We start from the raw sequence: 24,849 nt of genomic DNA, 5'->3' as shown, positions 1-24,849 counted from the left end.
GAGGGGGACGGCGGGCTACTGCTGGTCGGTGTCGGGGTGGTCGAGGCCGGCGAGGAACTGCTCGAACTGGCGCCCGATCTCCTCGCCGGTCGGCAGCGGCTGATCCTCGGCCAGCAGGTTGCTCCCGGACGCCTGCGCGCGCTCGAAGGCGTCGTACTGCTGCTCGAGGGCGACCACCACCTGGTGGACCTCCTCGTTGGCCGCCAGGTGGCGGGTGATCTCGAGCTCGCGCTCCTCGGCCTCCACCAGCAGCGCGGACAGGTCGATGGTCAGCCGTCCGGCCCGCTCGACCTGCTCCAGCAGCGCTGCGGACGCCTTCGGGTAGTCCAGCTGGGCGAGGTAGTGCGGGATGTGGGCGACGAAGCCCTGCGCGGCGTGGCCCCACTCCCCCAGCCGCAGCTCGAGCAGCGCCTGGGCGCTGCTGGGGATCCGCAGCTCGCCGCTCCAGGCGCTGGCGCCGATGAGCAGGTCCGGGTCGTTGGCGTGGTGGGTGACGGCGATCGGCCGGGTGTGCGGCACGGCCATCGGCACCGAGCCCATGCTGACCACGCGGGTGACCCCGAAGCGCTCGACGACCTCGCGCACCGAGCGACAGAAGGCCTCCCAGCGGTTGTCGGGCTCGGGGCCCTGCAGCAGGAGGTACGGCGTGCCGCCGGTGTCGCGCAGCTGCCGCACGACCAGGCGCGGGGCGTCGTACGCCTCGTAGTGGTCGCGCACGAACGACATCGCCGGCCGGCGCGCCCGGTAGTCGTGGAACTGGTCGACGTCGAAGGTCGCCACCACCGGGCCCTCACCGAGGTCCACGAGGTGCCGGGCCGCCCTCGCGGCCGCGTTGCCGGCGTCGAGGAAGCCGTCGAGGACCACCACCATCGTCAGCGGCGAGGCCTCCTCCAGCTCGGGCACGTCGTCGACGATGTGCACCAGACGCGGCTCCTGCGGCACGGTCGGCCCCTTCCTCGGGTTTGCGGTCCGGACGGCGGTCCGGCGGACGGTCGTCCGCCGCGGCAGGCGCAGCACCCGGACGACTCACGATATTCCCCGCGTCCGCCCCCGCACACTGCGCCCCGCCGGGTGAGCACAGCCACACCGCAGGCCGGTGTCGCCGCGTTGTTACCGCAGGGTAACGTGACGCCAGATCCCCGTCCCTTCGTGAGAGGACCCCCGAGAGTGTCCCGACAGCTGCGAGAGGTCGTCTTCGTCGACGGCGTGCGCACCCCCTTCGGCGTCGGCAAGGCCAACGGCCAGTACGCCGAGACCCGCGCCGACGACCTCGTCATCAAGTGCATCCGCGAGCTCCTGCGCCGCAACCCCTCGCTGCCCGCGGAGCGGGTCGACGAGGTGGCCGTGGCCGCCACCACCCAGATCGGCGACCAGGGCCTGACCATCGGCCGGACCGCCGCCCTGCTCTCCGGGCTGCCCCAGAGCGTCCCCGGCTACGCGATCGACCGGATGTGCGCCGGCGCCATGACCGCGGTCACGACGACCGCGTCCGGCATCGCGTTCGGCGCCTACGACGTCGCCATCGCCGGCGGCGTCGAGCACATGGGCCGCCACCCGATGGGCGAGTCGGTGGACCCCAACCCGCGCATCCTCTCCGAGCGGATCGTGGACCCCGACGCGCTGGTGATGGGCAAGACCGCCGAGAACCTCCACGACCGCTACCCCACGATCACCAAGGAGCGCGTGGACCGCTACGCCGTGCGCTCGCAGGAGAAGACCGCGGCGGCGTACGCCGACCACAAGATCCAGGCCGACCTGGTGCCGGTCGCCACCCGCTCCGCCGAGCAGGGCTGGGGCCTGGCCACCACCGACGAGCCGATGCGCCCCGGCACCACGCTCGAGAGCCTCGCCACGCTGAAGACGCCCTTCCGGGCGCACGGCAGGGTGACCGCCGGCAACGCGGCCGGCATCAACGACGGCGCGACCGCCGCGCTGCTGGCCGACGAGGAGACCGCCCGCGAGCTCGGGCTGCCGGTCAAGATGCGGCTGGTCTCCTACTCCTTCGTCGGCGTGGAGCCCGAGGTGATGGGCGCGGGGCCGATCCCGGCCACGGAGAAGGCGCTCAAGCAGGCCGGCCTGACCATCGAGGACATCGAGGCGTTCGAGGTCAACGAGGCCTTCGCCGTGCAGGTGCTGGCCTTCCTCGAGCACTTCGGCATCGCCGACGACGACCCGCGCGTCAACCCCTACGGCGGCGCGATCGCCATGGGCCACCCGCTGGCCTCCTCGGGTGTCCGCCTGATGACCCAGCTCGCTCGCGCGTTCGAGGAGCGGCCCGACGTCCGCTACGGCCTGACCACCATGTGCATCGGCATCGGCATGGGCGGCACCGTGATCTGGGAGAACCCGAACTGGAAGGGAGCGGCCGCGTGAGCGCCATCGACAACCTCCTGGCCCGCGCGCAGGAGCTCGCCACCGACGCCGAACGGGTCACCGACGCCAAGCTGCGCAAGGTCACCCTGGTGGGCGGCGACGGCCGGAGCGCCGGCGTCATGGGCCTGATCACCCTCGACAACGGCGAGGACCACACCAAGCCGAACACGTTCGGGCCGCGCGGCCTGATCGCGCTGAACACCGCGATCGACGCGGCGCTGGCCGACGACGAGATCACCTCGATCGGCGTGACCGGCAAGCCGTTCATCCTCGCCGCCGGCGCCGACCTGACCTCGATCGCGGGCGGCGGCCCGGACGGCGTACGCGTGATCGCCGAGCTCGGCCACGCGGTGATGCGCAAGCTGCAGGACGGGGTGAACGGCCGGGCCAAGCCGTCGTTCGGGTTCGTCAACGGCCTCGCGCTCGGCGGCGGCCTCGAGGTCGCCCTGCACTGCGGCTACCGCACCGTGATGGACAGCGCCCCGGCGCTCGGCCTGCCCGAGGTCATGCTCGGCCTGGTCCCCGGCTGGGGCGGCGCGTTCCTCGTGCCGAACCTGGTCGGCGCGGAGCAGGCCGTCAAGGTCATCATCGAGAACCCTCTGAACAACGGGAAGGTGCTCAAGGGCGCCGAGGCCTACGCGCTCGGGCTGGCCGACGCCTGCTTCTCCGGCGCCGACTTCCTCGAGCAGTCGCTGCGCTGGGCGGCCGACGTGCTCAACGGCACGGTCACCGTCGACCGGGCCGAGATCGACCGCGGGGAGGCGTGGGACGCCGCGGTCGCGAAGGCCCGATCGGTGGTCGAGGCGAAGACCGGAGGTGCCAGCCCGGCGGCGAAGAAGGCCGTCGAGCTGATCGAGGCCGCCCGCGACGGCGACCGCGACGCCGGCTTCGCCCGCGAGGACGAGGCCCTCGAGGCGATGTCCCGCACCCCGGAGCTGTTGGCGTCGCTCTACTCCTTCGACCTCGTGCAGAAGCGGGCCAAGCGTCCGGCCGGCGCGCCGGACCGGTCGCTGGCGCGACCGGTGACCAAGGTCGGCATCGTCGGCGCCGGGCTGATGGCCAGCCAGCTGGCCCTGCTCTTCGTGCGCCGGCTCGAGGTGCCGGTGGTGCTCACCGACCTCGACCAGGAGCGGGTCGACAAGGGCGTCGCCTACGTGCACGCCGAGATCGACAAGCTGCTCGCCAAGGGCCGGATCGGCGGGGACAAGGCCAACCGCCACAAGGCCCTGGTCTCCGGCGCACTCAGCGGCGGAGCCGAGGGTGTCGACGCCTTCTCCGACGCCGACTTCGTCATCGAGGCGGTCTTCGAGGAGATGTCGGTGAAGAAGCAGGTCTTCGCCGACGTCGAGAAGACGGTGTCGCCGGAGTGCATCCTGGCCACCAACACCTCCTCGCTGTCGATCACCGAGATGGCCGCCGACCTCGAGCACCCCGAGCGGGTCGTCGGGTTCCACTTCTTCAACCCGGTCGCGGTGATGCCGCTGCTGGAGATCGTGAAGGGCGAGCGGACCGACGACGCGACGCTGGCCACGGCGTTCGCGACCGGCAAGGCGCTGAAGAAGACCACGATCCTGGTCAAGGACAGCCCGTCCTTCATCGTCAACCGGCTGCTCGGCCGGTTCATGGGCGGGGTCGGGCGGATCGTCGACGAGGGCACGCCGGTGCCGGTGGTCGACTCCGCGTTCGCGGGGGTCGCGCCGATGCCGCCGTTCATGTTGCTCTCGCTGGTCGGGCCGGCGATCGCGCTGCACAACAACGAGACGCTGCACAGGGCGTTCCCCGACCGGTTCTACGTCTCGCCCGCGCTCGAGCGCGTGGTGGCGGCGCGGAAGGCGGCGTACTACGGGCCCGACGGCAGCCTCGACCCCGAGGTCGAGGCACTGCTCGAGAAGCCGGCCTCGCCGGTGGTCCTCGAGCCCGCCGAGGTGCGCGAGCGCACGCTGGCTGGGCTCGCCGAGGAGGCGCGGCTGATGCTCGACGAGGGCGTCGTCGCCGCGCCGGAGGACCTCGACCTCGCGATGATCACCGGGGCCGGGTTCTCCTTCTGGAACGGCGGCCTGACGATGCTGCTGGACCGGCTGGGGCTGGGTGAGAAGGTGAGTGGGAAGAAGTTCCACTGAGCCCGACGCCGACTCCTGAGGAGAGCCGATGATCTTCATCACCGCGAAGTTCCAGGTCAAGCCCGAGCACGCCGAGGACTGGCCCGAGATCAGCCGCGAGTTCACCGCGGCCACCCGCGCCGAGGAGGGCTGCCTCTGGTTCGACTGGTCCCGCAGCCTCGACGACCCGAACGAGTACGTGCTCGTCGAGGCGTTCCGGGACGGCGACGCGGGCGGGCGGCACGTGAACAGCGACCACTTCAAGGCCGCGCAGGCGAAGCTGCCGGCGTACCTGGCCGCCACGCCGAAGATCGTCAGCCAGAGCGTCGACCAGGACGACTGGAACGAGCTCGGCGAGATGAAGGTCGACTGACCCGGTGACGGCGCCTCCTCCTGTCGCCAGGAGGAGGCGCCACCACTCGGACCGGTGAGAGCATCGAGGCGTGAGCGCGTTACCGGACAAGGTGCGCGACCTGCCGGGTGCGCCGGCCGACCGGACCGAGCTGGTCGACCGGTTGTTCTTCGGGTTCGGCACCGTCGCCGCGGTCTGGCTCGCCTGGGACCTGGCCCGGGCGAGCCTCGACCTCTCGTGGTGGAGCCTCGCCCTCCTCGTGGTGTTCTGGCTGGTCCTCGCCTATCTCGCACTCCCCCGGTTGAACCGGATCCTGTCGTCGATCTACGTCCCGGACTACTTCATCGGCCGGACCCGAACCTCCGACGGACTGCTCGGCGACCCGCTCAACCTCGCCTTCCGTGGCACCGGCGAGCAGCTGTCGACCGCGTTGGGCCGCGCGGGATGGATCAAGGCGGACCCGGTGACGCTGGCCAGCTCGGTGCACATCATCACCGCGACGCTGTCCGGCCGCAGCTACAGCCAGGCTCCTGTCAGTCCGCTGATGCTGTTCGGCCGGCAGCAGGACGCGGCGTTCCAGCAGGAGGTGGCCGGCAACCCGGGCCAGCGGCACCACGTACGGCTCTGGCGCACGCCGCCGGGCTGGGTGCTCCCCGGCGGGCACCGGGTCGACTGGCTGGCCGGGGGCACCTACGACCGCCGGGTCGGGCTGTCGCTCTTCACGCTGCAGGTGACCCACAAGATCGACGCCGACATCGACGTCGAGCGTGACTTCATCACGGACTCGATCCTGCGGGCCGAGCCCGCCGCCACCGTGGAGCCGCTCCTCGACTTCACGACCGGCTACCACTCCCGCAACGGAGGCGGCGACACCGTGCACACCGACGGCACCCTTCCCGTCGTGGACCTCGCCGCGGTGGCACCGGGGGCCGGTGCCGACCCCCTCGTGGATCGGCCCGACCAGGCCGCGAGACCGCCGCTGCAGGTCCTGCTGCCGGCGGTCCTCGCCATCGTGGTGGGGCCGGCGGTCCTGCTCGACGCACTGGGGATCTGGACCGGCGACGCCTCGACGGCCGAGCACCTGCTGCTGGGCTTCGTGGTCGCCCTGGCCGTGGCGTCCCTGGCCTGCGCGGTCATGATGCTGCGCCGCTCCGCGTGGTCCCGCCGTTGGCTGCTGCTGCTGTCCTGCCTCATCGCGGTCGCCCAGTTCGTCGAGTACGACGTCAGCGACGTGACCGGCACGCAGCTGGCGGCGGTGCGCCACGCGGGCGTGACGATCATGGCCGTGCTCGCCCTCTCCTCGCCGGTCGCGACCGCGTGGTGCCGACGCGGGTCGGCTTTGACATCATGAGCCGTTCGATCGGACGGTGAGGCTCGGGGGACGCAGATGACCGGTGGCGACGAACCCCCAGGTGACGTGTTCGGGCACCACGACTTCACTCGGTTCTGGGTGGCCGAGACGGTGTCGGGGTTCGGCAGCTACGTCACGACCATGGCGCTCCAGGTCCTCGTGGTGCTGTCCCTGCACGGTTCCGCGGGCGACGTCGGGCTCCTGAACGCGGCGCGCTGGACGCCGTACCTGCTGCTCGGGCTGGTCGTGGGGAGCCTGGTCGAGCGCCGCCGGCGGCGCCCGGTCCTCGTCGTGACCGACCTGGCCCGCGCCGTCCTGCTCCTCAGCATCCCGGTCCTGTGGATGGTGGACGACCTGAGCCTGCCGACGCTCCTCGTCGTGATGGTCGTCTTCGGCACCATGTCGCTGTTGAACGACGCCGCCTCCCAGTCCTTCCTGCCGCGGCTGGTGCCAGGGCCCTCGCTGCTCGCCGCGAACGCCCGGCTGGACCAGAGCTCGTCGGTCGCGCAGACCTCGGGTCCAGTGGTCGCCGGCGGACTGGTGACCGCGATCGGTGCACCGGCCGCCGTGCTGGTCGACGCCGTCTCCTACCTGGTCTCCGCGCTGGCCACAGCGAGCATCCGGACGCCCGAACCGACCCCGGTCCCCGACGGCACGCCGCGCCACCTGCGTCGCGAGATCGGCGAGGGACTCCGGTGGATCTACCGTCACCGGATGCTCGCTCCCGTCGTGCTCTCGACGCACGGCTGGTTCCTGTGCAACAGCATCGTGACCACGGTCTTCGTGCCCTTCGCCCTGCTCAGGCTCGGGCTGAGCCCCTTCGAGCTGGGCGTGGCCTTCGCCGCCGCCGGGGTGGGAGGACTCCTCGGCAGCTCGGTCTCCACCCGGGTGGGGATGCGTTGGGGTGCGGGGGGGACGGTCATCGCCTGTCGCGCCGTCATGCCGCTCGCCTGGGCGGTGATCGTGATCGCGCCCGTGCAGAACCACGGCCACGCATCGGTGCTCGCGCTCGTGCTCGCGGGCGGCGGGCAGTTCCTCATCGGCCTGGCCATGGGCGTGGAGAACGCCAACGAGATGGCCTACCAACAGGCCATCACCCCCGACGAGCTCCAGGGCCGGATGAACACCACCAGGAGGTCCCTGAACCGCGCGATGATCGTCATCGGCGCTCCGTTGGGTGGCCTGCTCGCCGATGCCGTCGGCTATCGCCCGGTCATGGTCGTGGCCATCGTCGGGTTCACCCTGGTCGCCGGGGGGCTGGCCGCTTCGCCCTTCCGGCATGCCCGGCACGGCGACTCACAGGGGCTGGTCGGACTCCAGGAGCGACTCGGCGGCGGTTGAGGCGGTGATGTCCTCCACGATCGACAGCGCCAGCGCCTGCGGCGTGAGGCCGATGCGCTCGAGGATCGCCGCCCGCTTGGCGTGCTCGAGGAACGCCTGCGGGATGCCGTGCAGCCGGAACGGCGTGGTCACCCCGGCCTCGTTGAGCGTCTGGAGCAGCACGGCGCCGCAGCCGCCGACCTTCCCGTTGTCCTCCACGCTGACCACCAGCTTGTGCTCGCGCGCGAGCTGGACGATGGCCGGGTCGACCGGCTTGACCCAGCGCGGGTCCACGACCGTGACGCCGATGCCCTGCGCGACCAGCCGGTCGGCGACCTCGACCGCGGTGGTGGCCATCGAGCCGACCGCGACGATGAGCACGTCCTTGGTGCCGTTGCGCACCAGCACGTCGGCACCGCCGGCCTTGCCGACGGCCGGGATGTCCTCGGGCGGCGGGCCCTTCGGGAACCGCACCACGGTGGGGGCGTCCTCGACCTCGACGGCCTCGTTGAGCAGTTCGCGCAACCGGGTGGCGTCCCGGGGCGCGGCGAGCCGCAGCCCGGGCACGACCTGCAGGATCGACATGTCCCACATGCCGTTGTGGGAGGCGCCGTCGTCACCGGTGACGCCTGACCGGTCGAGCACGAACGTGACACCGCAGCGGTGCAGCGCGCAGTCCATGAGCACCTGGTCGAAGGCCCGGTTCAGGAACGTCGCGTAGACCGCGACGACCGGGTGCAGCCCACCCATCGCCAGGCCGGCCGCCGAGGTGGCCGCGTGCTGCTCGGCGATGCCGACGTCGAAGGTGCGCTCGGGGAACCGGGCCTGGAAGTGGTGCAGCCCGACCGGGTGCACCATCGCGGCGGTGATCCCCACGACGTCCTTGCGGCGCTGGCCGATGTGCACGATCTCGTCGGCGAACACGTCGGTCCAGATCCGCCCCTTGGGCACCTCGAGGCCGGAGTCGACGTCGAAGGGGCCGGGCGAGTGGAACTGGTCGGCCTCGTGCCGTTCGGCGGCGTCGTACCCGAAGCCCTTGCGGGTCAGCGCGTGCACGATGACGGGCCCGTTGAACCGTTTGGCCTGGGCCAGCACGTGCTCCATCGCGGCGCGGTCGTGGCCGTCGACGGGCCCGACGTACTTCAGGCCGAGGTCCTCGAAGAGCCCCTGCGGCGCGAGCGCGTCCTTGAGGCCGCGCTTCATCGCGTGCAGCGCGTCGTAGGTGACCGGGCCGATGCCCTTGACCGCGTTGAGCCGCTTCTTGACCGCTTCGAGGATCTGCTCGTAGCGCGGGTTGGTGCGCAGCGAGGTGAGCGCGTTCGCGAGGCCGCCGATGGTCGGCGTGTAGGAGCGGCCGTTGTCGTTGACGACGATGACCAGTTTGCTCCCGCGGGCCACTGCGATGTTGTTCAGCGCCTCCCAGGCCATGCCGCCGGTCAGCGCGCCGTCGCCGATGACGGCGACGACGTGGCGGTCCTCCTCGCGGATGGCGTACGCCTTGGCCAGCCCGTCGGCGTAGCTCAGCGCCGTCGAGGCATGCGAGTTCTCCACGATGTCGTGCTCGGACTCCGCCTGGCTGGGGTATCCGCTGAGGCCACCCTCCTGGCGGAGCTTCTCGAAGCCCTCGCGGCGGCCGGTCAGCAGCTTGTGGACGTAGGCCTGGTGGCCGGTGTCGAAGACGACCCGGTCCTTCGGCGACTCGAAGACCCGATGGATCGCCATCGTGAGCTCGACCACGCCCAGGTTCGGGCCGAGGTGGCCGCCGGTGCGGGCGCAGGTCGCCACCAGGAAGTCGCGGATCTCGCTCGCGAGGGTCTCGAGCTGCTCGTCGGTCAGACCGGCGAGGTCACCGGGCGTCGAGATCGACTCCAGCAGGCCCATGTGTCCTCCGCTCTCGTGGTTGGTGCCGACCGTTCACTGTATCGGGGCGGGTCACAGATCGAGAACCGCGACTGCCCCCTCCTCGCGTCCGCCCATCTCCGCTGGGCTCACCGGCACAGCCGCCGGTAGTGGTCGGAGTCGAGGAAGTCCGGCACCACCGCGGCGGCCGACGGGCTCAGGTCCAGGCACCGGGCGGCGCCGGGCTCGACGAACACGATCTGGCGGCCCTCGCCGAGGACGATGTCGTCGTCGGTGAGCTCGGTGGCCGCGGCGTACACCGCCATCACGTCGTGGGAGTCGCGGCCGAAGGGCCGCAGGTCGAGCTCGCAGAACAGCTCGAGCTCGTGCGGCGCCAGCTGCACCCCGGTCTCCTCCGCGAGCTCGCGGGAGGCGCCCTCGGCGTACTCCTCGCCCTCCTCGAGGTGCCCACCGCACAGCGACCACTTCTCCGGGTCGATGGCCGGGTGCTCATCCCGCTCCTGCAGCAGCAGCCACCCCCGGCGGTCGACGAGGATCACACAGCCGAATCGCAACATGTCGCCACGCTAGCGGCCGCGCCGCAGACCCACCGCAGGCACCTTGGGCGGCCGTGACGTCTGGCCCTACCTGCCCGGAGCCGCGGGTCGCTTCATGAACAGGAGGGAGATGAGCGGGATGAGCGAGATGAGCCACCCACACCGGATCCACTTCTCAGTCCACTTCTCACGGACCCGCGACGCCAGCCCACCGTCCCAGCAACTCTGGCTGTGGTACGCCACCGCGGCAGTGGGGTTCTTCCTGGTACCTGCCGTGGGCACCGGCTGGCTCGGTCTGCAACCCGACCTGTACTACCTCGGCTACTTCACCGTAGCGGTGGTCTTCTTCACCGCGTTCGTGACCCGCTACGCCGACGCCCTGAAGGAGCTGTGGACGCTGCACCTGTGGCAGACCGTCGTGCTCGGCGCCGTGGTCGGCGCGGCACTCGCGGCCGGGATCTTCGCGCAGACGGGGACGGCCCGGGCCGCCGGCTGGCACTTCGGGTTCGAGATCGTCTGGCGAGGGCTCGTCTACGGAACCGTGGACGCCCTGACCTTGTTCGTGTTCCCCGCGGCGGTCGCCTACCTGCTGCTGCATGGCGATCGGCACAGCACCGCCCGTAGGGCGGCGTTCGCGGGCCTGGCCCTCGTGCTGTCGATGTTCGTGACCGCGACCTACCACCTGGGCTACTCCGAGTTCCGCAGCCAGGACCTGCGCTACCCCGAGCTCGGAGCCGTCGCCGCCAACGTTCCCATCGCCCTGACCGGCAACCCGGTCGGCGCCGTGGTCACCCATGTCACCATGCACACCTCCGCGGTCGTGCACCAGCGCGACGGCGGTCAGCAGCACATGCTCCCGCCTCGCGCCACCGGTGACTACCCGAACCACGGCAGCAGCGACCTCGCTGCCGGGCTCGCAGCCCTCTGGCTCGTGGCCACCGCCGCCGCGCTCACCGCTCTCGTGCGAAGCAAGCGGCCCTGACGGCGGGAGGTCCGACCGCACACTGCGTGCTCGTTCAGCTCCACTGTCCGTACACGTGCACCCGGAGGCGCTTGTGGGAGGTGAGCGCCCACAGCTGCCGCGCGTCCTCGGTCCAGAAGTTCACGCAGCCGTGACTGTGCCCGACGTACGGGTCCATCATCAGCCGCGAGCCGTGCAGGGCCTGGCCTCCGGAGAAGAACTGCGCGTAGGGCATCGGGGTGTGGAAGGCGCTGCTGACATGGTCGATATCCCGGTAGTACACCCGGAAGGTCCCTGTGCGGGTGGGTGTGGAGCTCCCTCCACCGCGCACCAGCCAGGAATTGAGCAGCTTCCCGTCGTGGTAGAGGTTCACCTGGTGCCACCAGCGGTCGTAGCAGGCGTGCCAGCCGCTTGTCGTGCAGCCGGGTGGGACGGCGCCGCGACCACGCACGCTCTGCTTGATCAACCGACGCCAGGTGGGGCGGTTGGCGATCCCGGTCGGCCTGACCCCGATCCTCTTCTGGAACTTCTTGACGCCGGCCTCGGTGATGGGACCGAACTGGCCGTTCGGGACCGCGTCGAAGAGGCCGACCCGCTTGAGTCGGTACTGGACCTCGTAGACATGCTCGATGTGGTACGGGTCGGCATCGACGTCGCCCCGGCGCACGATCTCGCGGCTGAACGGATCGCGAAGTGTCCCTCCCGCCGTGGCACCTGCGGCGGGCGCGGGCGTCACCGTCAACGGCCCCAGCACCGCGAGGGTCAGCACCAACGCGGCCACGACCCCCAGGGCGGGCACCCGGGAGCCGCCGGCACCACGCCATGGACCATTCATCGTCGATCCTCTCCCCGGGCTTCGAGGAGACCGCCGTGCCGACCCGAGTGGGTAGGGGCCAAGGTCACCGCCCGGGCGACCACCGGGCGCGTCAGTTCGGCTGGTGCTCGAGGGTGCCTAGCGGGGTGGTGAGGTAGTGGCGGTGGTGGGGGCCGGTCCAGTGGTAGTTGCCGGTGGTGGGGTCGCGTCGGTAGCGCCATCGGCCGCTGGTCTTGGCGCGGTGGTGTCTTCGGCAGAGAGGCGCGAGGTTGTCGGGGTTGGTCTGGCCCGGTGGTCCGCCCTCGTCCATCGGGAGGTAGGGGGTGATGTGGTCCAGGTCGCAGGCCCGGGCGTCGGTGGCGCAGTAGGGGTGCACGCAGTGCTTGTCGCGTTGGACGACCTGTTCACGCATCGCGGCGGGGATGTCGTGGCCGTCCACGGCCCAGGACCGGTTGAGGTCCAACACGGGGGTGATGACCGCCTCGGAGCCGGCCAGCCAGGCCCGGATGGCCTCCTCCAGCACCGGGCCGAGTCTCTCGACCTGGCCGCACACCAGCTCGTCATCGACCGCGAGGCCGAGCGCCTCGAGCAGCGTGAAATGCAAGAACAGGTGAGTCTTCGGCTTCCGCGAGCGCGGCGGCCTCGGCCGGGCCGGTGGGGCCTGATCGGCCTGGCTGGCGCCGACCAGGGTGGCCAGGTCGGCCTCCGCGCCCTCGAGGCCCTGGCGGGCCAGCACCCCCAGCGCCTTGGCCTTCCGCGCGCCGAGGGGGTCGGTGTCGCCGGCGTCGGCGAGGTCGGCGGCGATCTGGCCGACCCGGTCGTAGAACGCGGTCAGGTCCAAGGTGTCCCCGGTCGCCTCGAGCCAGGACGTGCCCGCGAAATCGGCCGGTCCGGGGTGGTGAAGGGTGACGTCCCAGGCGTCCTTGCCCCTCTTCTCCCGCTCGGCGACCAGCTCGGGATGGTGCGCGGCGATCGCGGCCGCGACGGCACGCTCGATCGCCGCGAACGAGCACGAGTGCAGCACCGGGGCCAGGGCGGCGTCGACCTGCGCGGCCGCCGCCTGCGACAGCGGGTGGGTCAGCTGGGCGACCCGACGGGCCTTGAACGCCTCCACCTCCAGCGCCTCGACCCGCCGCCGGCAGCGGGGCAGCCGGTGGCCCAGGTCCAGGGCGTCGGCGATCAACTGGCGCACCGCGTGCTTGGAGACCCCCAAGGTGGCGGCCAGGGGTTCGGGGGTGAACGCCGCGACCGGCGGACAGCCCTCCCCACCCAGGGACTCCTCCTGGCCCAGCACCCCCGGCAGGCCCGAGGGATCCCAGGTGGCGACCCCGTCCTCGGCGGTGGCGGGGTGCAGCACACACCAGTGCGCCACCACCCGCAGCTTGTCCCGCTCCACCGCCCGCGCCTGCACCTTCAGACTCGACAGCACCGACAGCGTGGCGTCACCGTCGAGCTCGTCGAGCTCCACGGGCTCCCCGGCCGGGTCGGTGATCAACATGCACCCATGCAAGCACCCGGCACCGACACCCCGGGGCCCAGAACCGCCCTTCTTGCACAGGACCAGCAAATTCGAAAGTAAAGAAATCTCCCGCGGGCGGGAGCGTCGCCCGGAAGGACGACCCGCGCCCGGCCAAGCGATCTGCAGCGCCCGCCGCTCCGCCCTGGGAGGCTGACGGGCATGCGACGAGGTGACGCCTTCTGGAGCGCGCGGTTCCCGGACCTCTTTCGCGAGGCGTACGTCGACTACGCGGACGCCCGGGTCCGGTACACGACCGAGCTCGCCTCGCAGGAGCTGGTCTCGCGCCTGCATCTCGTCGCGGTCACCCCGGCCGCGGAGATCGTGGGTGAGGTCCGCTGCTTCGCCGCGCACGTGGCCGACAGCTGCCGCGAGCGCCCGTTCCGGCCCCACCTGCCGCACCCGCGCAGTCTGTGGGCCTACGCGGTCGCCGACGTACGGATCGTCGGCGAGCCCACCAACCCGGCTGACGGCGAGACGGTCGCGGAGGTCCTCGAGCTTCCACTTGCCCAGGCCGTCGCCTACCTGCAGGAGGACGATCCCGTCGGCGCGGACGTCGTGCGTCACGCGCATGCGCTGGGCCTGGTGGCCTCCCCGGCCTCCCCGGCCTCGCGGCGCTGAGGCGATCAGAGCCGGGCCACGAACCGCCGGCCGCGCAGCGCCTCCTCGACCAGTCCCACGGCCCGGCGTACGCCGGAGAGCCGCGCGTCCTCGGCCAGCCACGTCTGCACCGCCGCCTCCACGACGTCGGGCATCGCCACGTCCCGCAGGTCGGCCCTCGCCTCGCTCAGGCCCCGGCGCACCGCGGCCTGGCAGGCCTCGACGTGCAGCACCGCGAACCGGGCGAGCACCACCAGATGCCGGCGCAGCGCCGGGTAGGAGCGGAACTCCGGCGGACAGAGGTCGAGCAGCCAGGCCTGCGCGGTCCGCTCCCAGTCGGGCGCGTCCGGCGGTCGCACCTCGGCCGGCCAGCCGGGCGGGGCGACGTAGGTGGGCATGGCGCCATGGTACGCCGTCGATCGAACGTCTGTTCGATCGACTTGTGGTCAGGAGCCGTGGCCCTCCAGGTACGCCGCCACCAGCCCCCCGAGCGAGGGCAGGTGGTAGCCGCCCTCCTGCACCACCACGGCGGGCAGCCCCAGGCCGCCGAGCAGGGCGCCGGCGGACCGGTAGCCCTCGGCGGTGACCAGCAGCGGGCTCTCCGGGTCGTCGGCCGCGGCGTCGACGCCCAGCGACACGACCAGCGCCGACGCGCCGGAGCCGGACACCCACGACGCCAGGCGCTCGACCGCCTCGACCCACGGCCCGTCCCCGGTGCCCTCGGCGAGGGGCAGGTTGAGGTTCGCGCCCTCTCCCGCGCCCGCGCCGGTCTCGTGCGCGTGCCCGAACAGGTGCGGGAACCACCCGGCCGCCGGGTCGACGTGCACCGACCCGTAGCGCACGTCCGGTCGCTGCCAGAAGATCGCCTGGGTCCCGTTGCCGTGGTGGGCATCGACGTCGACGATCGCCACCCGCTCGTGACCGGCGCGGCGCAGCCCCTCGGCCGCCACCGCGGCGTTGTTCAGGTAGCAGGAGCCGCCGTACCCGCTGCGCGTGGCGTGGTGCCCGGGCGGCCGGCACAGCGCGTACGCCGTCCGCTCCCCCGCCGCCACCACGTCGACCGCGGTCAGCGCCACGTCCACGGCGGCCCGAGCCGCGGGCCACGTGCCAGGACCGACCAGCGTCATCGTGTCGTAGCACCAGCGGCCCACCCGGCCGTGGGTCGCGACCGCCGGGGTCGGCGGCATGCCCTGCAGGAGCGCCTCGGTCGGGAAGAAGTAGGGCACCACCCGGTCCTGGCCCACCAGCTCGGCGTAGCCGCCCGCGGTCCACGCCTCCGCGGCCCCTTCGAGGAACGCCAGCAGCTCGGGGTCGTGCACCGCCGCCAGCAGCTCGTCCCCGTGCGCCCGCGCGTCCCGCAACGGGGAGCCCGCCAGCGCGGCCAGGATCGTGTCGACGCGCTCCGCGACCTCCACGGCGGGGGTGGTGGCGCCCACCCAGATCTCGTGCTTCGGGTCGTGGAACCGGGTGTCGGGCGACCACACGACCGGGATCGAGGAGGCTGTCACGGACGCCAGCATCCCACCGCGGGTCACCGGGGTCCGGCAGGATGACCCCATGCCGCGCGCCAGAGAGCTGGGGATCGTGATCGGGGCGATGCCCACCGGCCCGACGAACTCCGTGCTCGACGTCCCCGGCGTGGGGCTCGGCCACACGACCGTGCACCGTGACGAGCCGGCGCCGCCCGAGGGCCGGGGCGTCGCGCGCACCGGCGTGAGCGTGCTGGTGCTGGCCGAGGACGCCTACCGCCGCCCGGTCCCGGCCGGCGGCGCGGTGCTCAACGGCGCCGGCGAGTGCACCGGCTTCCTCACCGCCGGCGAGTGGGGCTCGGCCGAGACGCCGGTCTACCTGACCTCGACCATGCAGCTCGGACGCGTCTACGACGCGGCCTGCGAGATTGCGCTCGAGGCCCACCCGGAGGTGGCCGACGACGTGGTGATCCCTGTGGTCGCGGAGTGCGACGACTCCCACCTCAACGACTGCCGCCGGATGCAGGTCACCGGCGACGACGTGCGCGCCGCACACGCCGCCGCGCTGGCCAGCCGCGGCTCCGCCGAGCCGCCCGAGCAGGGCGCGGTCGGCGCGGGCACCGGCATGTCCTGCTTCGGCTTCAAGGGCGGCATCGGCACCGCCTCCCGGACGGTCGGCGACCACACGGTCGCCGTGCTGCTGCTGACGAACTTCGGGGTCCGCGAGGAGCTCGTGGTCGCCGGTACGCCGGTCGGCCGGCAGCTGCCGCCGGTCGTCAGCGGCCCCGCGAAGCCGGCCGGCTCCTGCATCGGCCTCGTCGTGACCGACGCCCCCGTCGACGGCGCCGCCTGCGCCCGGCTGGCCCGCCGGGTCGGGCTGGGACTCGCGCGCAGCGGCTCGGTGGCCCACCACGGCAGCGGCGAGATCTTCCTCGGGTTCGGCACCGGGCTGCGCCTGGACCGCGACGGCACCCCGGACCGGACCGCCCTGGGCGGCCGGGCCCTCGACCCGTTGTTCGCCGGCGTCGTCGAGGCGGCCGAGGAGGCCGTGCTGGACTCGATGTTCACCTCACCGACCACCGTCGGGCGCGACGGCCACACGAGCGAGTCGCTGCACTCCCCCGGCGTGCTCGCCCTCCTGCGCCGGTGACCGGCGGCACCCGCGAGGTCCGCGTCCCGGTCACCGGCGGGGTGGAGCTCGCGGCGACCCTGTTCCTGCCCGACCCGGCGCTGGGGCCGCAGCCTTGTCTGCTGGAGGCGCTGCCCTACCGCAAGGACGACCTGACCGCGTCCTACGCCACCGGCTACGAGGAGCTCCGCGACCACCACGCGTACGCCGTCTGCCGGCTCGACCTGCGCGGCACCGGCTCCTCGGGCGGGGACGCGACCGACGAGTACCCCTCCACCGAGCAGCGCGACCTGGTGGAGGTGATCGCCTGGCTGGCCGACCAGGACTGGTGCGACGGCAACATCGGGATGTTCGGCACGTCGTACAGCGGCTTCAACTCCCTGCAGCTCGCCTGCGAGCGGCCACCGGCGCTGAAGGCCGTCTGCGCGATCTATGCCAGCGACGACCGGTGGACCGACGACGTGCACTACCGCGGGGGTGCGCTGCGGCTGGTCGACCTCGTCGACTACTGCCACTACATGACGCCGATGTGCGTGCTGCCGCCCGTCCCGGACGTGTGGGGCCCGGGCTGGCGCCAGGAGTGGCAGCGGCGGCTGGAGGCCAACGAGCCATGGGTGCTGACCTGGCTGCGGGAGCGGGTCCACGGTGACTACTGGCGGGGCGGGTCGGTCCGCCTGGACGGCGCAGGAGCCGGCTACGAGCGGATCGGCTGCCCGGTGATGCTGGTCGCCGGCTGGGCCGACGGCTACCGCAACAACTCCTTCCGCACGGTCGCCGCCCTGGCGGCCGACGGCGTGCCGCACCGCCTGCTGGCCGGCCCGTGGGCGCACGCCGATCCCACGACCGCCATGTCGGGCCCCCGGGTCGACCTGCGCCCCGAGATGGCCGCCTGGTTCGACCGGTGGCTGCGCCCTGAGATGGCGCGGGAGCCCTTCGCCTCGCACTGCGACGTGTTCGTACGCAGCTCGACGCGACCCGAGCCCGACCTCGACCGCCACCAGGGATCGTGGCTGCGGCTGCCGTCGGTGCCGCCCACCGTCCTGCACACGACGCCCCTCGACGGCGCCGCCCAGCTCACGGTCGAGCCGGACGTCGGCACCGCGGCCTGGATCGACTGCGCCGGACACCTGCCCTGGGGCCTCTCGCTCGACCAGCGCCCCGACGACGCCCGCTCGCTCACCTGGGAGAGCGCCCCACCGCCCGCACCGGTGGTGGGCCACCCCCGGGTGCGGCTGCGGGTCAGCGCCGACGCGCCCGCGGCCTCGCTCTCGGTCAAGCTCTGCGACGTCTTCCCCGACGGCACCTCGGCGCTGGTCACCCGCGGCACGCTCGACCTGGCCTTCCGCGACGGTGTGCACGGGCCACCCGCACCCCTGGTGCCCGGCCGGGAGTACGACGTCACGGTGGTCCTCGACGCCTGCGCCTACACCTGGGCCCCGGGCCAGCTGCTGCGGGTGAGCATCGCGGGCGCGGACTGGCCCAACACCGTCGCGCCGCCGGGGCCGGTGACGCTCTCCGTGCACGGCGGCGAGCTCGAGCTGCCGCTGCTCGAGGGCGACCATCCCACCCCCGACCTGCCGGCCGGCGCGGACCGCTCCGCCGAGAGCGCCGACGGCGTCACCTGGGAGATCCGCGACGACGTGCTGCGCCGCACCACCACCGCCGTCACCGCCTCCTGCGAGGACTACGCCACGCCGTACGACGGCCGGGCGCGCGAGGACTACAGCGGCGAGGTCAGCGTCGACCGGCGCACGTTCGAGCAACGGGCGCACGCCGACACGACGTTCGCCCTCGCCTGGCCCGGCGTCGACGTCCGGGTCCGCTCCACGATGGACGTGACCGTGACCGCTGCGGGGCTCGACGTGGCGATCGAGACCACCGCCACCCTCGACGGGGAACAGGTCTCGCACCGCCGCTGGACGGTGGGACCTCAGTCCACCGCCGCCCCGTCGCCGGTCCCGTCGCCGGACCCGTCGTAGGCCACCTCGGTCCGCCAGTCCTCCGCGGGGCGGCCGGCGGCCGCGTGGATCGCCTCGGCGACCCGGCCCGGCGAGAACGGCCCCTGCTCCGCCAGCGTTCCGCGCACCGTCACCGAGACCGCGCGGATGCCGGCGGGCGCCAGCGTCGCGTCGATGCTGCGGACCAGGTTGCGCAGCCCGGCCTTCTGCACGCCCAACGACGCGGCCTCGTGCCACGGCTCGTCGGCGGCCATGCTGCCGGTGGCGGTCACCCGCGCCCCGCTCGCCAGGAACGGCCGGGCCGCCTGGAGCACCGTCAGGAGCGCCCCGACCCCGAGCGCGACGTCCTCCAGCAACCCGGCCACGGTCAGGTGCAGCGGGTCCTGCTGCCGGAACGCGCTGGGGTTGAAGTGCAGGACGTCGATGCTTCCGAGTCGCTGCCCGAGGCCGGTGACGGCCTCGGTGGCCGCCGCCACGTCGGTGATGTCGACGATCGCCGACTCGGCGGCCGAGCCGGCGGCGCGGAGCTCGGCCGCCAGCTCGGCCACCCGGGCGGCGTCGCGCCCGACCAGGCCGACGGCGTACCCGTCCCGGGCGAAGCGGCGGGCCACCGCCCCGCCGAGACCGGGGCCGGCGCCCACCACCAGGAGCGAGCGGCCGCTCACCGACCCGCCTCGGCGGCCGAGGCGACCGGCGCCGGCGGCCCGGACAGCGCCGCCGCGAGGTGGCAGGCGACGTGGTGCCCGGTCGGATCGGCCGACAGGACCGGGAGCCGCTGGCGCCGGCAGGCGTCGTCGACGCCGTGCGCAGCCGCCCGCCCGTCGGCGAGCGCCGGGCAGCGCGGGTGGAACCGACAGCCTGTAGGGATCCGGCCGGGGTCGGGGATCTCGCCGGCGAGGACCACCGGCTCGAGCCCCTCCATCTCCGGCACCACCGACAGCAGGGCCTGGGTGTACGGGTGCTCGGGCGCCTGCAGCACCCGCTCGGTGGGCCCGGACTCGACGACCCGGCCGAGGTACATGACCGCGATCCGGTCGGCGATGTTCCACGCCAGGCCGAGGTCGTGAGTCACCACCAGCACGCCCAGGCCGAGCTCCTCGCGCAGCTTGAGCAGCAGCGCGAGGATCTCGCCGCGGATCGAGGCGTCGAGGCTGGAGACCGGCTCGTCGGCCACCAGCAGCTCCGGGCCCACCCCGAGCGCCCCGGCGATGAGCACCCGCTGGCGCTGGCCCCCGGACAGCTCGTGGGGGTAGCGCAGGAACAGCCGCTCCGGGGGGCGCAGGCCCGCGGACGCGAGCGCCGCCGCCACCAGCTGCTCCTCGGTGCGGCCCCCCGGGTCGCGCCCGACCATGTCGTGCAGCCGGATCCCCTCGGCCACCGACTCGTAGACGGTCTGCCGCGGGTTCAGCGCACCGGAGGCGTCCTGCAGCACCATCTGCACGCGCCGGCGCAGCTCGCGCAGGCGCCGGCTGGAGTACTTCAGCGGCTCGCCGTCGAGGCACACCTGGCCCGCGGTGGGGCGCTCCAGGCCGAGCAGGGCCCGGGCGATCGTGGTCTTCCCCGAGCCGGACTCCCCCACCAGCGCCACGATCTCGCCGGCCCCGACCTGCAGGTCCACGCCGTCCAGCGCCCGGGCTGTGCTCCCGTCGCGGGACACGAACTCCACCGAGACGCCGCGCGCCTCCAGCAGCGAGCCCGCCATCAGGCACCAACCCGCAGGCAGGCGGCGCGGCGTCCGGCGTCGTAGGTCCGCAGCTCGGGCCGCACGTGGTGGCACTCCTCCACGACCCGTGCGCAGCGCGGTGCGAACGAGCAGCCCGGCGGCAGCGCGGCCGGGTCCGGTGGGTCACCGGGCAGCCCGGCCGGCGCGAACCGCGCGGCCGGGTCGCCGACCCGCGGGAACGCCGCCGACAGCGCCCCGGCGTACGGGTGCAGCGCGCGGGCGAAGACCTCGCGGGAGGGTCCCTCCTCCACGACGCGGCCGCCGTACATCACCACGATCCGGTCGCAGAGGTCCGCCAGCACCGAGAGGTCGTGGCTGATCATCAGCATGCCGACGCCGAGCTCGCGCACCAGCCCGGAGAGCACGTCGAGGACCTGCGCCTGGACCATGACGTCCAGCGCGGTGGTCGGCTCGTCGGCGACGATCAGGCGGGGGCGGCAGGCCAGCGCCATCGCGATCATCACGCGCTGCTTCTGGCCGCCCGAGAGCTGGTGCGGGTAGGCCCGGGCGCGCGACGCCGGCAGGCCGACCTGCTCGAGCAGCCCGGCGGTGCGGTCGGCCAGGTCCCGTGCGGACGCCGTCGGCTCGTGCACCGAGATCGGCTCGGCGATCTGCTGGCCGACCCGGCGCACCGGGTTGAGCGAGTGCAGCGCGCCCTGGAAGACGATCGAGGCGCCCGCCCAGCGCAGCACGCGCAGGTCGCCCCAGCCCATCGTCAGCACGTCATTGCCCTCGAAGAGCACCTCACCGGTGACCGTGGCGCTGGCCGGCTGCAGCCGGAGCACGGTGCTGGCCAGGGTGGACTTGCCGCACCCCGACTCCCCCGCGATCCCGACGATCTCGCCCCGCCCGACCTCGAGGCTGACGTCCCGGACGGCCGGCACCTCGCCGGACTCGGTGCGGTAGGTCACCGACACCTCGCGCATCGTGAGCAGGTCGTTCATCAGCGTCCCTTCAGGCGGGGGTTCAGGACCTCTTCGAGGGCCTGACCGATCAGCGTGAACGCCAGCACGACGAGGACCACGCAGACCCCCGGCGGCACGATGAACCACCACGCACCGGTGGTGATCGCGCCGACGTGGAACGCCTCGTCGAGCATCGAGCCCCACGACACCCGGGTGGGGTCGCCGAGGCCGAGGAAGCTCAGCGTGGTCTCGGTGAGGATCGCGATCGCCACGGTCAGGGTGGTGTTGGCGAAGACCATCGGCATCACGTTCGGGAGCACGTGCCGGCCGACCTGGTGCCAGCGGCCGGCCCCCAGCACGCGGGCCCGCTCCAGGTAGGGGCGTTCCTTGATCGACAGCGTCTGGCTGCGGATCAGCAGCGCGGTGCCTGGCCAGGAGGTGACGCCGATGACCAGCACGATGTTGAGCAGCGACGGCCCCAGGACCGTCGCCATCACGATCGCCAGCGGCAGGAACGGGATGGCCAGGAACCACTCGGTGACCCGGAACAGCGCCGCGCCCGCGAAGCCCCCGAAGTAGCCGGAGGTGATGCCGACCAGCGTGCCGATGATCATCGAGATCAGCGTCGCCGCGAGCCCGACGAACAGCGAGATCCGGGCACCCCAGATCAGCAGCGTCAGGACCGAGCGGCCCTGGTCGTCGGTGCCCAGCCAGTACTGCGCGGACGGCGGCTCCAGGACCCCGCCGGTCGCCTTGGTGACCTGCAGCCCGTCGGCCGAGGCGATCAGCGGTGCGGCGATCGCGACCACGGCGAAGACCAGCAGCACCGCGAGTCCCAGCAGGCCGGAGCGGTTGGCGCGGAAGAGCCGCCAGCCGCGGGCCAGCGACCGGGCCCGGCGCCGGCGCGTGAGCTGGCGCGCCGAGAGCACCGGGGTCGTCGTACCCGGGCCCAGCTCGCCGGCGGCGCTCATGTGCGCACCCGCGGGTCGAGCAGGCCGTAGAGCAGGTTGGCGGCGAGGTTCGCCAGGATCACGCCGGCCGAGGCCACCATGAAGACTCCTTGCAACACCCAGTAGTCGGGGACCTCGAGGGCCTCGGTGCCGAGCAGGCCCAGCCCGGGGATCGAGAAGACGGTCTCGACCGTGATCGCTCCCGCCACCACGAAGCCCATGTTGAGCGCGATCACGGTCGTGGTCGGCAGCAGCGCGTTCGGGACCGCGTGCCGGTTGCGCACCTGGATGTCGCGCAGCCCCTTGGCCCGCGCGGTCGTCAGGTAGTCCTGGCCCAGCTCGTCGAGCAGCGAGCTGCGCATGATCAGGGAGTAGTCGGCCAGGTAGGCGAGCGTGAGCGTGATGACCGGCAGCGTCAGGTGCCAGGCGGTGTCCAGCAGGTAGGAGACCGTCCCGGGCTGCGCGTCGATCGAGTGCAGCCCCCCGGTCGGGAAGATGCCCGGGACCGGGCCGACCCCGACGGCCAGCACCGCGATGAGCAGCAGCCCGAGCCACCACTCCGGCATCGAGTAGAGCGTCAGCGAGGCGCCGGTCGACGCCTTGTCGAAGCCGCCCCCGCGGCGCCAGGCACCCCGGATCCCCAGCCACACGCCGATGGCCGTGGCCAGCAGCGTGGAGACGCCGACCAGCAGCAGCGTGGTGCCGAGCCGGTCCATCAGCAGCTGGGAGACCGGGACCCGGTACTTCAGCGACACCCCCAGGTCACCGGTCGCGGTGTTCTGCAGGAAGGTCAGGAACTGCTGGGGCAGCGACTTGTCCAGGCCGTACGTCGCGTCGAACGCGTGCAATTGCTCGGGCGTTGTGAACCGGCCCCGGCCCAGGGTGCGGGCGGGATCACCCGGCAGCACCCGGAACAGGAAGAAGTTCACGACGAGCATGAACAGCAGGCTCCCGCAGGCCCCGGCCACCTTGGCCCAGACGTAGCGTCCGTACCCCCGCCGCCGCGACCGCCCGGCCGACGCGACGGCGCCGGACTCGGCGGCCGTCACGGACTCCGGCGTGGCGGCGAGGCTCACTCCCGCTCACCCACCGAGGACCGTCGACGCATCGCGAGCACGCCGCCCGCGCCGGCGAGCAGCACGACCACGACCCCGGCGCCCACCCAGAAGGTGTTGCTGGTGCCGGTGGACTCGCTGGCTGCGGTCGCACCGATCGCGCTGGACACGCCGTCGCAGTTGCCCGCCTGGTCGGCCGGACGCGCCGAGATGTAGTTGTGCACGCCGTACTGGATCAACCAGATTCCGCCCGGGTCGGGCTGGGGCTGGAAGCAGGCGAACCGGTCGCTGCGCACGGCCTCGCCGATCGTGTTGTAGGCGGTGACCAGGTACGGCGAGTCGGCGAAGAGCAGCTGCTGCATCTGCTTGACCTCCTGCTCGCGCTTGGCCTGGTCGGTCTCCTCGTGCTGGTGCTGGTAGAGCGCGTCGTACTGCGGGTTGCAGTACCAGGAGTCCGACCAGCCGCCGCGCTGGCCACAGGTCATGTAGCTGAGCATCGAGTCGGGGTCGGGCTCGACGTACCAGCCCCACTGGAAGACGTCGAAGTCGCCCTGGAGGATGATGTCGGTGAGCTTGCTGGACTCATAGGTCCGCACCGTGGACTTGATGCCGAGCTGGTCGAGCCACTCCTTGAAGTAGTTCATGGTGTTCAGCGAGGTGTCCGAGCTGGACCGGGCGTCGAGCCGCAGGGTGCCGATCGGGGAGCCGTCCGGCATCGTCCGCTGCCCGTCCGACCCCATGGTGTAGCCGGCCTGGTCGAGCAGCTGGCCGGCCTTGTCGAGGTCGAACGTGAAGGCCTGGTCGGCGGGCGGCGTCCAGCGGTAGGAGGAGTAGGCGGGCGGGATGATCGAGTCACCCGGCTGGCCGGCTCCCTGGTAGACCTTGGTGATCAGCTGGTCCCGGTCGATGGCGAAGCCCAGGGCGTGGCGGAACTTCGGGTCGAGCACGGCCGGGTTCGGGTCGCCGATCGGCTTGCCGGTCTTGGTGTCCACCGACCCGGCGTTGAACGCGATCTCGTCGAAGCCCGGGGAGTCGCCGTTGTGCGCGGTGATGCCCGACTGGCCCTGGAGCGACTTGACCTGCAGCGGGGAGATGCCCTCGGCGAAGTCGATCTCGCCCTTGATCAGCGCCTGGACCATCGGGTCCTCGCTCTTGTAGACGCGGAAGACGACCTGGTCCACGTGCGGCGCGCCGCCCCAGTAGTCCTTGTTGGCCTCGAAGCGGTACGTCGAGCCGCCGGCGGTCCCCTCGACCAGCTTGAACGGCCCCTCGCCGACGACCGGCTGCCCGTCCTTCGGCTCGGCCGAGTAGCTCTTGACCTGGCTGGTGGTGACGTCCTTCCACACGTGCTCGGGCACGATCGGGATCGGCAGCAGCGGGAGCACCGCGTTGGGCTTCTTCAGCGTGAGCACCACGTGGGTCGCGTCCGGCGCGGCCACCTTGGTCACCCCGGTCAGGTAGGAGCCCCAGGTGGAGCCCCACGGGCCGCCCTCGAGCACCCGGTTGTAGGTGAACGCGATGTCCTCGGCCGTGAGGTCCTGGCCGTCGGACCACTTCACGCCGGTGCGGATGTCGAATGTCCACGTGAGGCCGTCGTCGGACGTCTTCCACGACGTCGCCAGCCCGGGCTCGGGCGACATGTCCTTCATCGAGTAGTGGATCATGTAGTCGTAGGTCAGCCCCCACATCTCGTAGGACTCGGCCTCGATGCCCAGGAACGGGTTGAACGAGTCGGCTTCGTTGAGCAGGCCCACCGTGAACGTCGTGCTGTCGGCCGCGCTCGCCGGCGCGGAGGCCGCGGTCAGCGCGGCGCCCGGCACGAGCGTCGTCGCCAGCAGACCTGCTGTCACCAGGCCCCGCCGCACAGTACGTTGACCG

The 24,849-nt window shown here is 72.6% G+C and carries 22 protein-coding genes; 9 read left to right on the top strand and 13 right to left on the bottom strand.

Features of this window, described 5'->3' with window-relative positions:
• Window positions 1-15: 15 nt before the first annotated feature.
• Window positions 16-942 carry a proteasome assembly chaperone family protein gene (locus tag BJZ21_RS08735; RefSeq protein ID WP_343052050.1) on the bottom strand — a complete coding sequence of 309 codons (927 nt, stop codon included), beginning with the start codon at window positions 940-942 and terminating at the stop codon, window positions 16-18.
• 225 nt (window positions 943-1,167) lie between these two features.
• Here BJZ21_RS08735 and BJZ21_RS08730 point away from each other — a divergent pair, with 225 nt between their 5' ends.
• The 5 genes from BJZ21_RS08730 to BJZ21_RS08710 all read left to right on the top strand — a co-directional run bounded on the left by BJZ21_RS08730 (window position 1,168) and on the right by BJZ21_RS08710 (window position 7,516).
• Window positions 1,168-2,373, top strand: a complete 1,206-nt coding sequence (locus BJZ21_RS08730; RefSeq protein WP_179663377.1) for an acetyl-CoA C-acyltransferase — start codon at window positions 1,168-1,170, stop codon at window positions 2,371-2,373.
• On the top strand, window positions 2,370-4,493 hold the full coding sequence (locus BJZ21_RS08725) for a 3-hydroxyacyl-CoA dehydrogenase NAD-binding domain-containing protein (protein ID WP_179663376.1): 2,124 nt from the start codon (window positions 2,370-2,372) through the stop codon (window positions 4,491-4,493). Before BJZ21_RS08730 ends, BJZ21_RS08725 begins: the two co-directional genes overlap by 4 nt.
• Window positions 4,494-4,521: 28 nt before the next feature.
• Complete coding sequence (locus BJZ21_RS08720; RefSeq protein ID WP_179663375.1) at window positions 4,522-4,845, top strand: putative quinol monooxygenase; 324 nt, start codon at window positions 4,522-4,524, stop codon at window positions 4,843-4,845.
• 70 nt (window positions 4,846-4,915) lie between these two features.
• Window positions 4,916-6,175 carry an LssY C-terminal domain-containing protein gene (locus BJZ21_RS08715; protein ID WP_343052049.1) on the top strand — a complete coding sequence of 420 codons (1,260 nt, stop codon included), beginning with the start codon at window positions 4,916-4,918 and terminating at the stop codon, window positions 6,173-6,175.
• 36 nt (window positions 6,176-6,211) lie between these two features.
• The gene (locus BJZ21_RS08710) at window positions 6,212-7,516 is read left to right on the top strand and encodes an MFS transporter (RefSeq protein WP_179663374.1); all 1,305 of its coding nucleotides are present in this window, start codon (window positions 6,212-6,214) and stop codon (window positions 7,514-7,516) included.
• Here the strand turns inward: BJZ21_RS08710 and dxs are convergent.
• Together dxs and BJZ21_RS08700 are read right to left on the bottom strand one after the other, a co-directional pair.
• Window positions 7,472-9,376, bottom strand: a complete 1,905-nt coding sequence (dxs, locus tag BJZ21_RS08705) for a 1-deoxy-D-xylulose-5-phosphate synthase (RefSeq protein WP_179663373.1) — start codon at window positions 9,374-9,376, stop codon at window positions 7,472-7,474. The two genes, BJZ21_RS08710 and dxs, sit on opposite strands and share 45 nt — an antisense overlap.
• A gap of 107 nt (window positions 9,377-9,483) precedes the next feature.
• Window positions 9,484-9,912: an NUDIX domain-containing protein gene (locus BJZ21_RS08700; RefSeq protein ID WP_179663372.1), complete on the bottom strand. Its 429-nt coding sequence runs from the start codon at window positions 9,910-9,912 to the stop codon at window positions 9,484-9,486.
• A 118-nt stretch (window positions 9,913-10,030) separates the two neighbouring features.
• Here BJZ21_RS08700 and BJZ21_RS08695 point away from each other — a divergent pair, with 118 nt between their 5' ends.
• Window positions 10,031-10,873 carry a hypothetical protein gene (locus tag BJZ21_RS08695; protein ID WP_179663371.1) on the top strand — a complete coding sequence of 281 codons (843 nt, stop codon included), beginning with the start codon at window positions 10,031-10,033 and terminating at the stop codon, window positions 10,871-10,873.
• 34 nt (window positions 10,874-10,907) lie between these two features.
• Here BJZ21_RS08695 and BJZ21_RS08690 read toward each other — a convergent pair whose 3' ends face one another.
• Window positions 10,908-11,687 (bottom strand): L,D-transpeptidase family protein, encoded by a 780-nt coding sequence (locus BJZ21_RS08690; RefSeq protein WP_179663370.1) that lies wholly within the window; start codon window positions 11,685-11,687, stop codon window positions 10,908-10,910.
• 91 nt (window positions 11,688-11,778) lie between these two features.
• A complete protein-coding gene (locus BJZ21_RS08685) occupies window positions 11,779-13,164 on the bottom strand; it encodes an HNH endonuclease (protein WP_179663369.1) in 1,386 nt (461 codons plus the stop codon).
• Window positions 13,165-13,344: 180 nt separating this feature from the next.
• Between BJZ21_RS08685 and BJZ21_RS08680 the strand changes: the two genes are divergently transcribed.
• Window positions 13,345-13,803: a hypothetical protein gene (locus tag BJZ21_RS08680; protein ID WP_179663368.1), complete on the top strand. Its 459-nt coding sequence runs from the start codon at window positions 13,345-13,347 to the stop codon at window positions 13,801-13,803.
• Between the two features lie 5 nt (window positions 13,804-13,808).
• On the opposite strand, the gene BJZ21_RS08675 is transcribed toward BJZ21_RS08680, so the two are convergent.
• A complete protein-coding gene (locus BJZ21_RS08675) occupies window positions 13,809-14,180 on the bottom strand; it encodes a hypothetical protein (protein WP_179663367.1) in 372 nt (123 codons plus the stop codon).
• A gap of 48 nt (window positions 14,181-14,228) precedes the next feature.
• On the bottom strand, window positions 14,229-15,290 hold the full coding sequence (locus tag BJZ21_RS08670) for an arginase family protein (RefSeq protein ID WP_179663366.1): 1,062 nt from the start codon (window positions 15,288-15,290) through the stop codon (window positions 14,229-14,231).
• Window positions 15,291-15,339: 49 nt separating this feature from the next.
• On the opposite strand from BJZ21_RS08670, the gene BJZ21_RS08665 reads away from it, so the two are divergent.
• Both BJZ21_RS08665 and BJZ21_RS08660 read left to right on the top strand, forming a co-directional pair.
• Window positions 15,340-16,401, top strand: a complete 1,062-nt coding sequence (locus BJZ21_RS08665) for a P1 family peptidase (protein ID WP_179663365.1) — start codon at window positions 15,340-15,342, stop codon at window positions 16,399-16,401.
• Entirely contained in the window at window positions 16,398-18,359 is a 1,962-nt protein-coding gene (locus BJZ21_RS08660; protein WP_179663364.1) for a CocE/NonD family hydrolase, read from the top strand. Before BJZ21_RS08665 ends, BJZ21_RS08660 begins: the two co-directional genes overlap by 4 nt.
• Here BJZ21_RS08660 and BJZ21_RS08655 read toward each other — a convergent pair.
• From BJZ21_RS08655 to BJZ21_RS08630, 6 genes are read right to left on the bottom strand one after another with little or no spacing between them, the layout of a single operon-like run.
• Window positions 18,311-19,003, bottom strand: coding sequence for an SDR family NAD(P)-dependent oxidoreductase (locus BJZ21_RS08655; RefSeq protein WP_179663363.1), 693 nt, complete (start codon window positions 19,001-19,003; stop codon window positions 18,311-18,313). The two genes, BJZ21_RS08660 and BJZ21_RS08655, sit on opposite strands and share 49 nt — an antisense overlap.
• Window positions 19,000-20,040 carry an ABC transporter ATP-binding protein gene (locus tag BJZ21_RS08650; RefSeq protein ID WP_179663362.1) on the bottom strand — a complete coding sequence of 347 codons (1,041 nt, stop codon included), beginning with the start codon at window positions 20,038-20,040 and terminating at the stop codon, window positions 19,000-19,002. Before BJZ21_RS08650 ends, BJZ21_RS08655 begins: the two co-directional genes overlap by 4 nt.
• Complete coding sequence (locus tag BJZ21_RS08645; protein ID WP_179663361.1) at window positions 20,040-21,005, bottom strand: ABC transporter ATP-binding protein; 966 nt, start codon at window positions 21,003-21,005, stop codon at window positions 20,040-20,042. Before BJZ21_RS08645 ends, BJZ21_RS08650 begins: the two co-directional genes overlap by 1 nt.
• Entirely contained in the window at window positions 21,005-21,937 is a 933-nt protein-coding gene (locus BJZ21_RS08640; RefSeq protein WP_179663360.1) for an ABC transporter permease, read from the bottom strand. Before BJZ21_RS08640 ends, BJZ21_RS08645 begins: the two co-directional genes overlap by 1 nt.
• Window positions 21,934-22,992 (bottom strand): ABC transporter permease, encoded by a 1,059-nt coding sequence (locus BJZ21_RS08635; protein ID WP_343052048.1) that lies wholly within the window; start codon window positions 22,990-22,992, stop codon window positions 21,934-21,936. The genes BJZ21_RS08640 and BJZ21_RS08635 overlap by 4 nt, the downstream gene beginning before the upstream one ends.
• Window positions 22,989-24,821, bottom strand: coding sequence for an ABC transporter substrate-binding protein (locus BJZ21_RS08630; RefSeq protein ID WP_179663359.1), 1,833 nt, complete (start codon window positions 24,819-24,821; stop codon window positions 22,989-22,991). The genes BJZ21_RS08635 and BJZ21_RS08630 overlap by 4 nt, the downstream gene beginning before the upstream one ends.
• Window positions 24,822-24,849: the final 28 nt, after the last annotated feature.

It is taken from the genome of Nocardioides panaciterrulae (assembly GCF_013409645.1).
GTDB classification, from domain to species: domain Bacteria; phylum Actinomycetota; class Actinomycetes; order Propionibacteriales; family Nocardioidaceae; genus Nocardioides; species Nocardioides panaciterrulae.
This window is presented reverse-complemented; position numbering and strand designations above follow the sequence as displayed.

Bases quoted from the DNA above. Each gene is read 5' to 3' on its own strand.
- BJZ21_RS08720 (WP_179663375.1), top strand. From the start codon at position 4,522: ATGATCTTCATCACCGCGAAGTTCCAGGTCAAGCCCGAGCACGCCGAG.
- BJZ21_RS08710 (WP_179663374.1), top strand. From the start codon at position 6,212: ATGACCGGTGGCGACGAACCCCCAGGTGACGTGTTCGGGCACCACGAC.
- dxs (WP_179663373.1), bottom strand. From the start codon at position 9,376: ATGGGCCTGCTGGAGTCGATCTCGACGCCCGGTGACCTCGCCGGTCTG.
- BJZ21_RS08700 (WP_179663372.1), bottom strand. From the start codon at position 9,912: ATGTTGCGATTCGGCTGTGTGATCCTCGTCGACCGCCGGGGGTGGCTG.
- BJZ21_RS08695 (WP_179663371.1), top strand. From the start codon at position 10,031: ATGAGCGAGATGAGCCACCCACACCGGATCCACTTCTCAGTCCACTTC.
- BJZ21_RS08690 (WP_179663370.1), bottom strand. From the start codon at position 11,687: ATGAATGGTCCATGGCGTGGTGCCGGCGGCTCCCGGGTGCCCGCCCTG.
- BJZ21_RS08685 (WP_179663369.1), bottom strand. From the start codon at position 13,164: ATGTTGATCACCGACCCGGCCGGGGAGCCCGTGGAGCTCGACGAGCTC.
- BJZ21_RS08680 (WP_179663368.1), top strand. From the start codon at position 13,345: ATGCGACGAGGTGACGCCTTCTGGAGCGCGCGGTTCCCGGACCTCTTT.
- BJZ21_RS08675 (WP_179663367.1), bottom strand. From the start codon at position 14,180: ATGCCCACCTACGTCGCCCCGCCCGGCTGGCCGGCCGAGGTGCGACCG.
- BJZ21_RS08665 (WP_179663365.1), top strand. From the start codon at position 15,340: ATGCCGCGCGCCAGAGAGCTGGGGATCGTGATCGGGGCGATGCCCACC.
- BJZ21_RS08650 (WP_179663362.1), bottom strand. From the start codon at position 20,040: ATGGCGGGCTCGCTGCTGGAGGCGCGCGGCGTCTCGGTGGAGTTCGTG.
- BJZ21_RS08645 (WP_179663361.1), bottom strand. From the start codon at position 21,005: ATGAACGACCTGCTCACGATGCGCGAGGTGTCGGTGACCTACCGCACC.
- BJZ21_RS08640 (WP_179663360.1), bottom strand. From the start codon at position 21,937: ATGAGCGCCGCCGGCGAGCTGGGCCCGGGTACGACGACCCCGGTGCTC.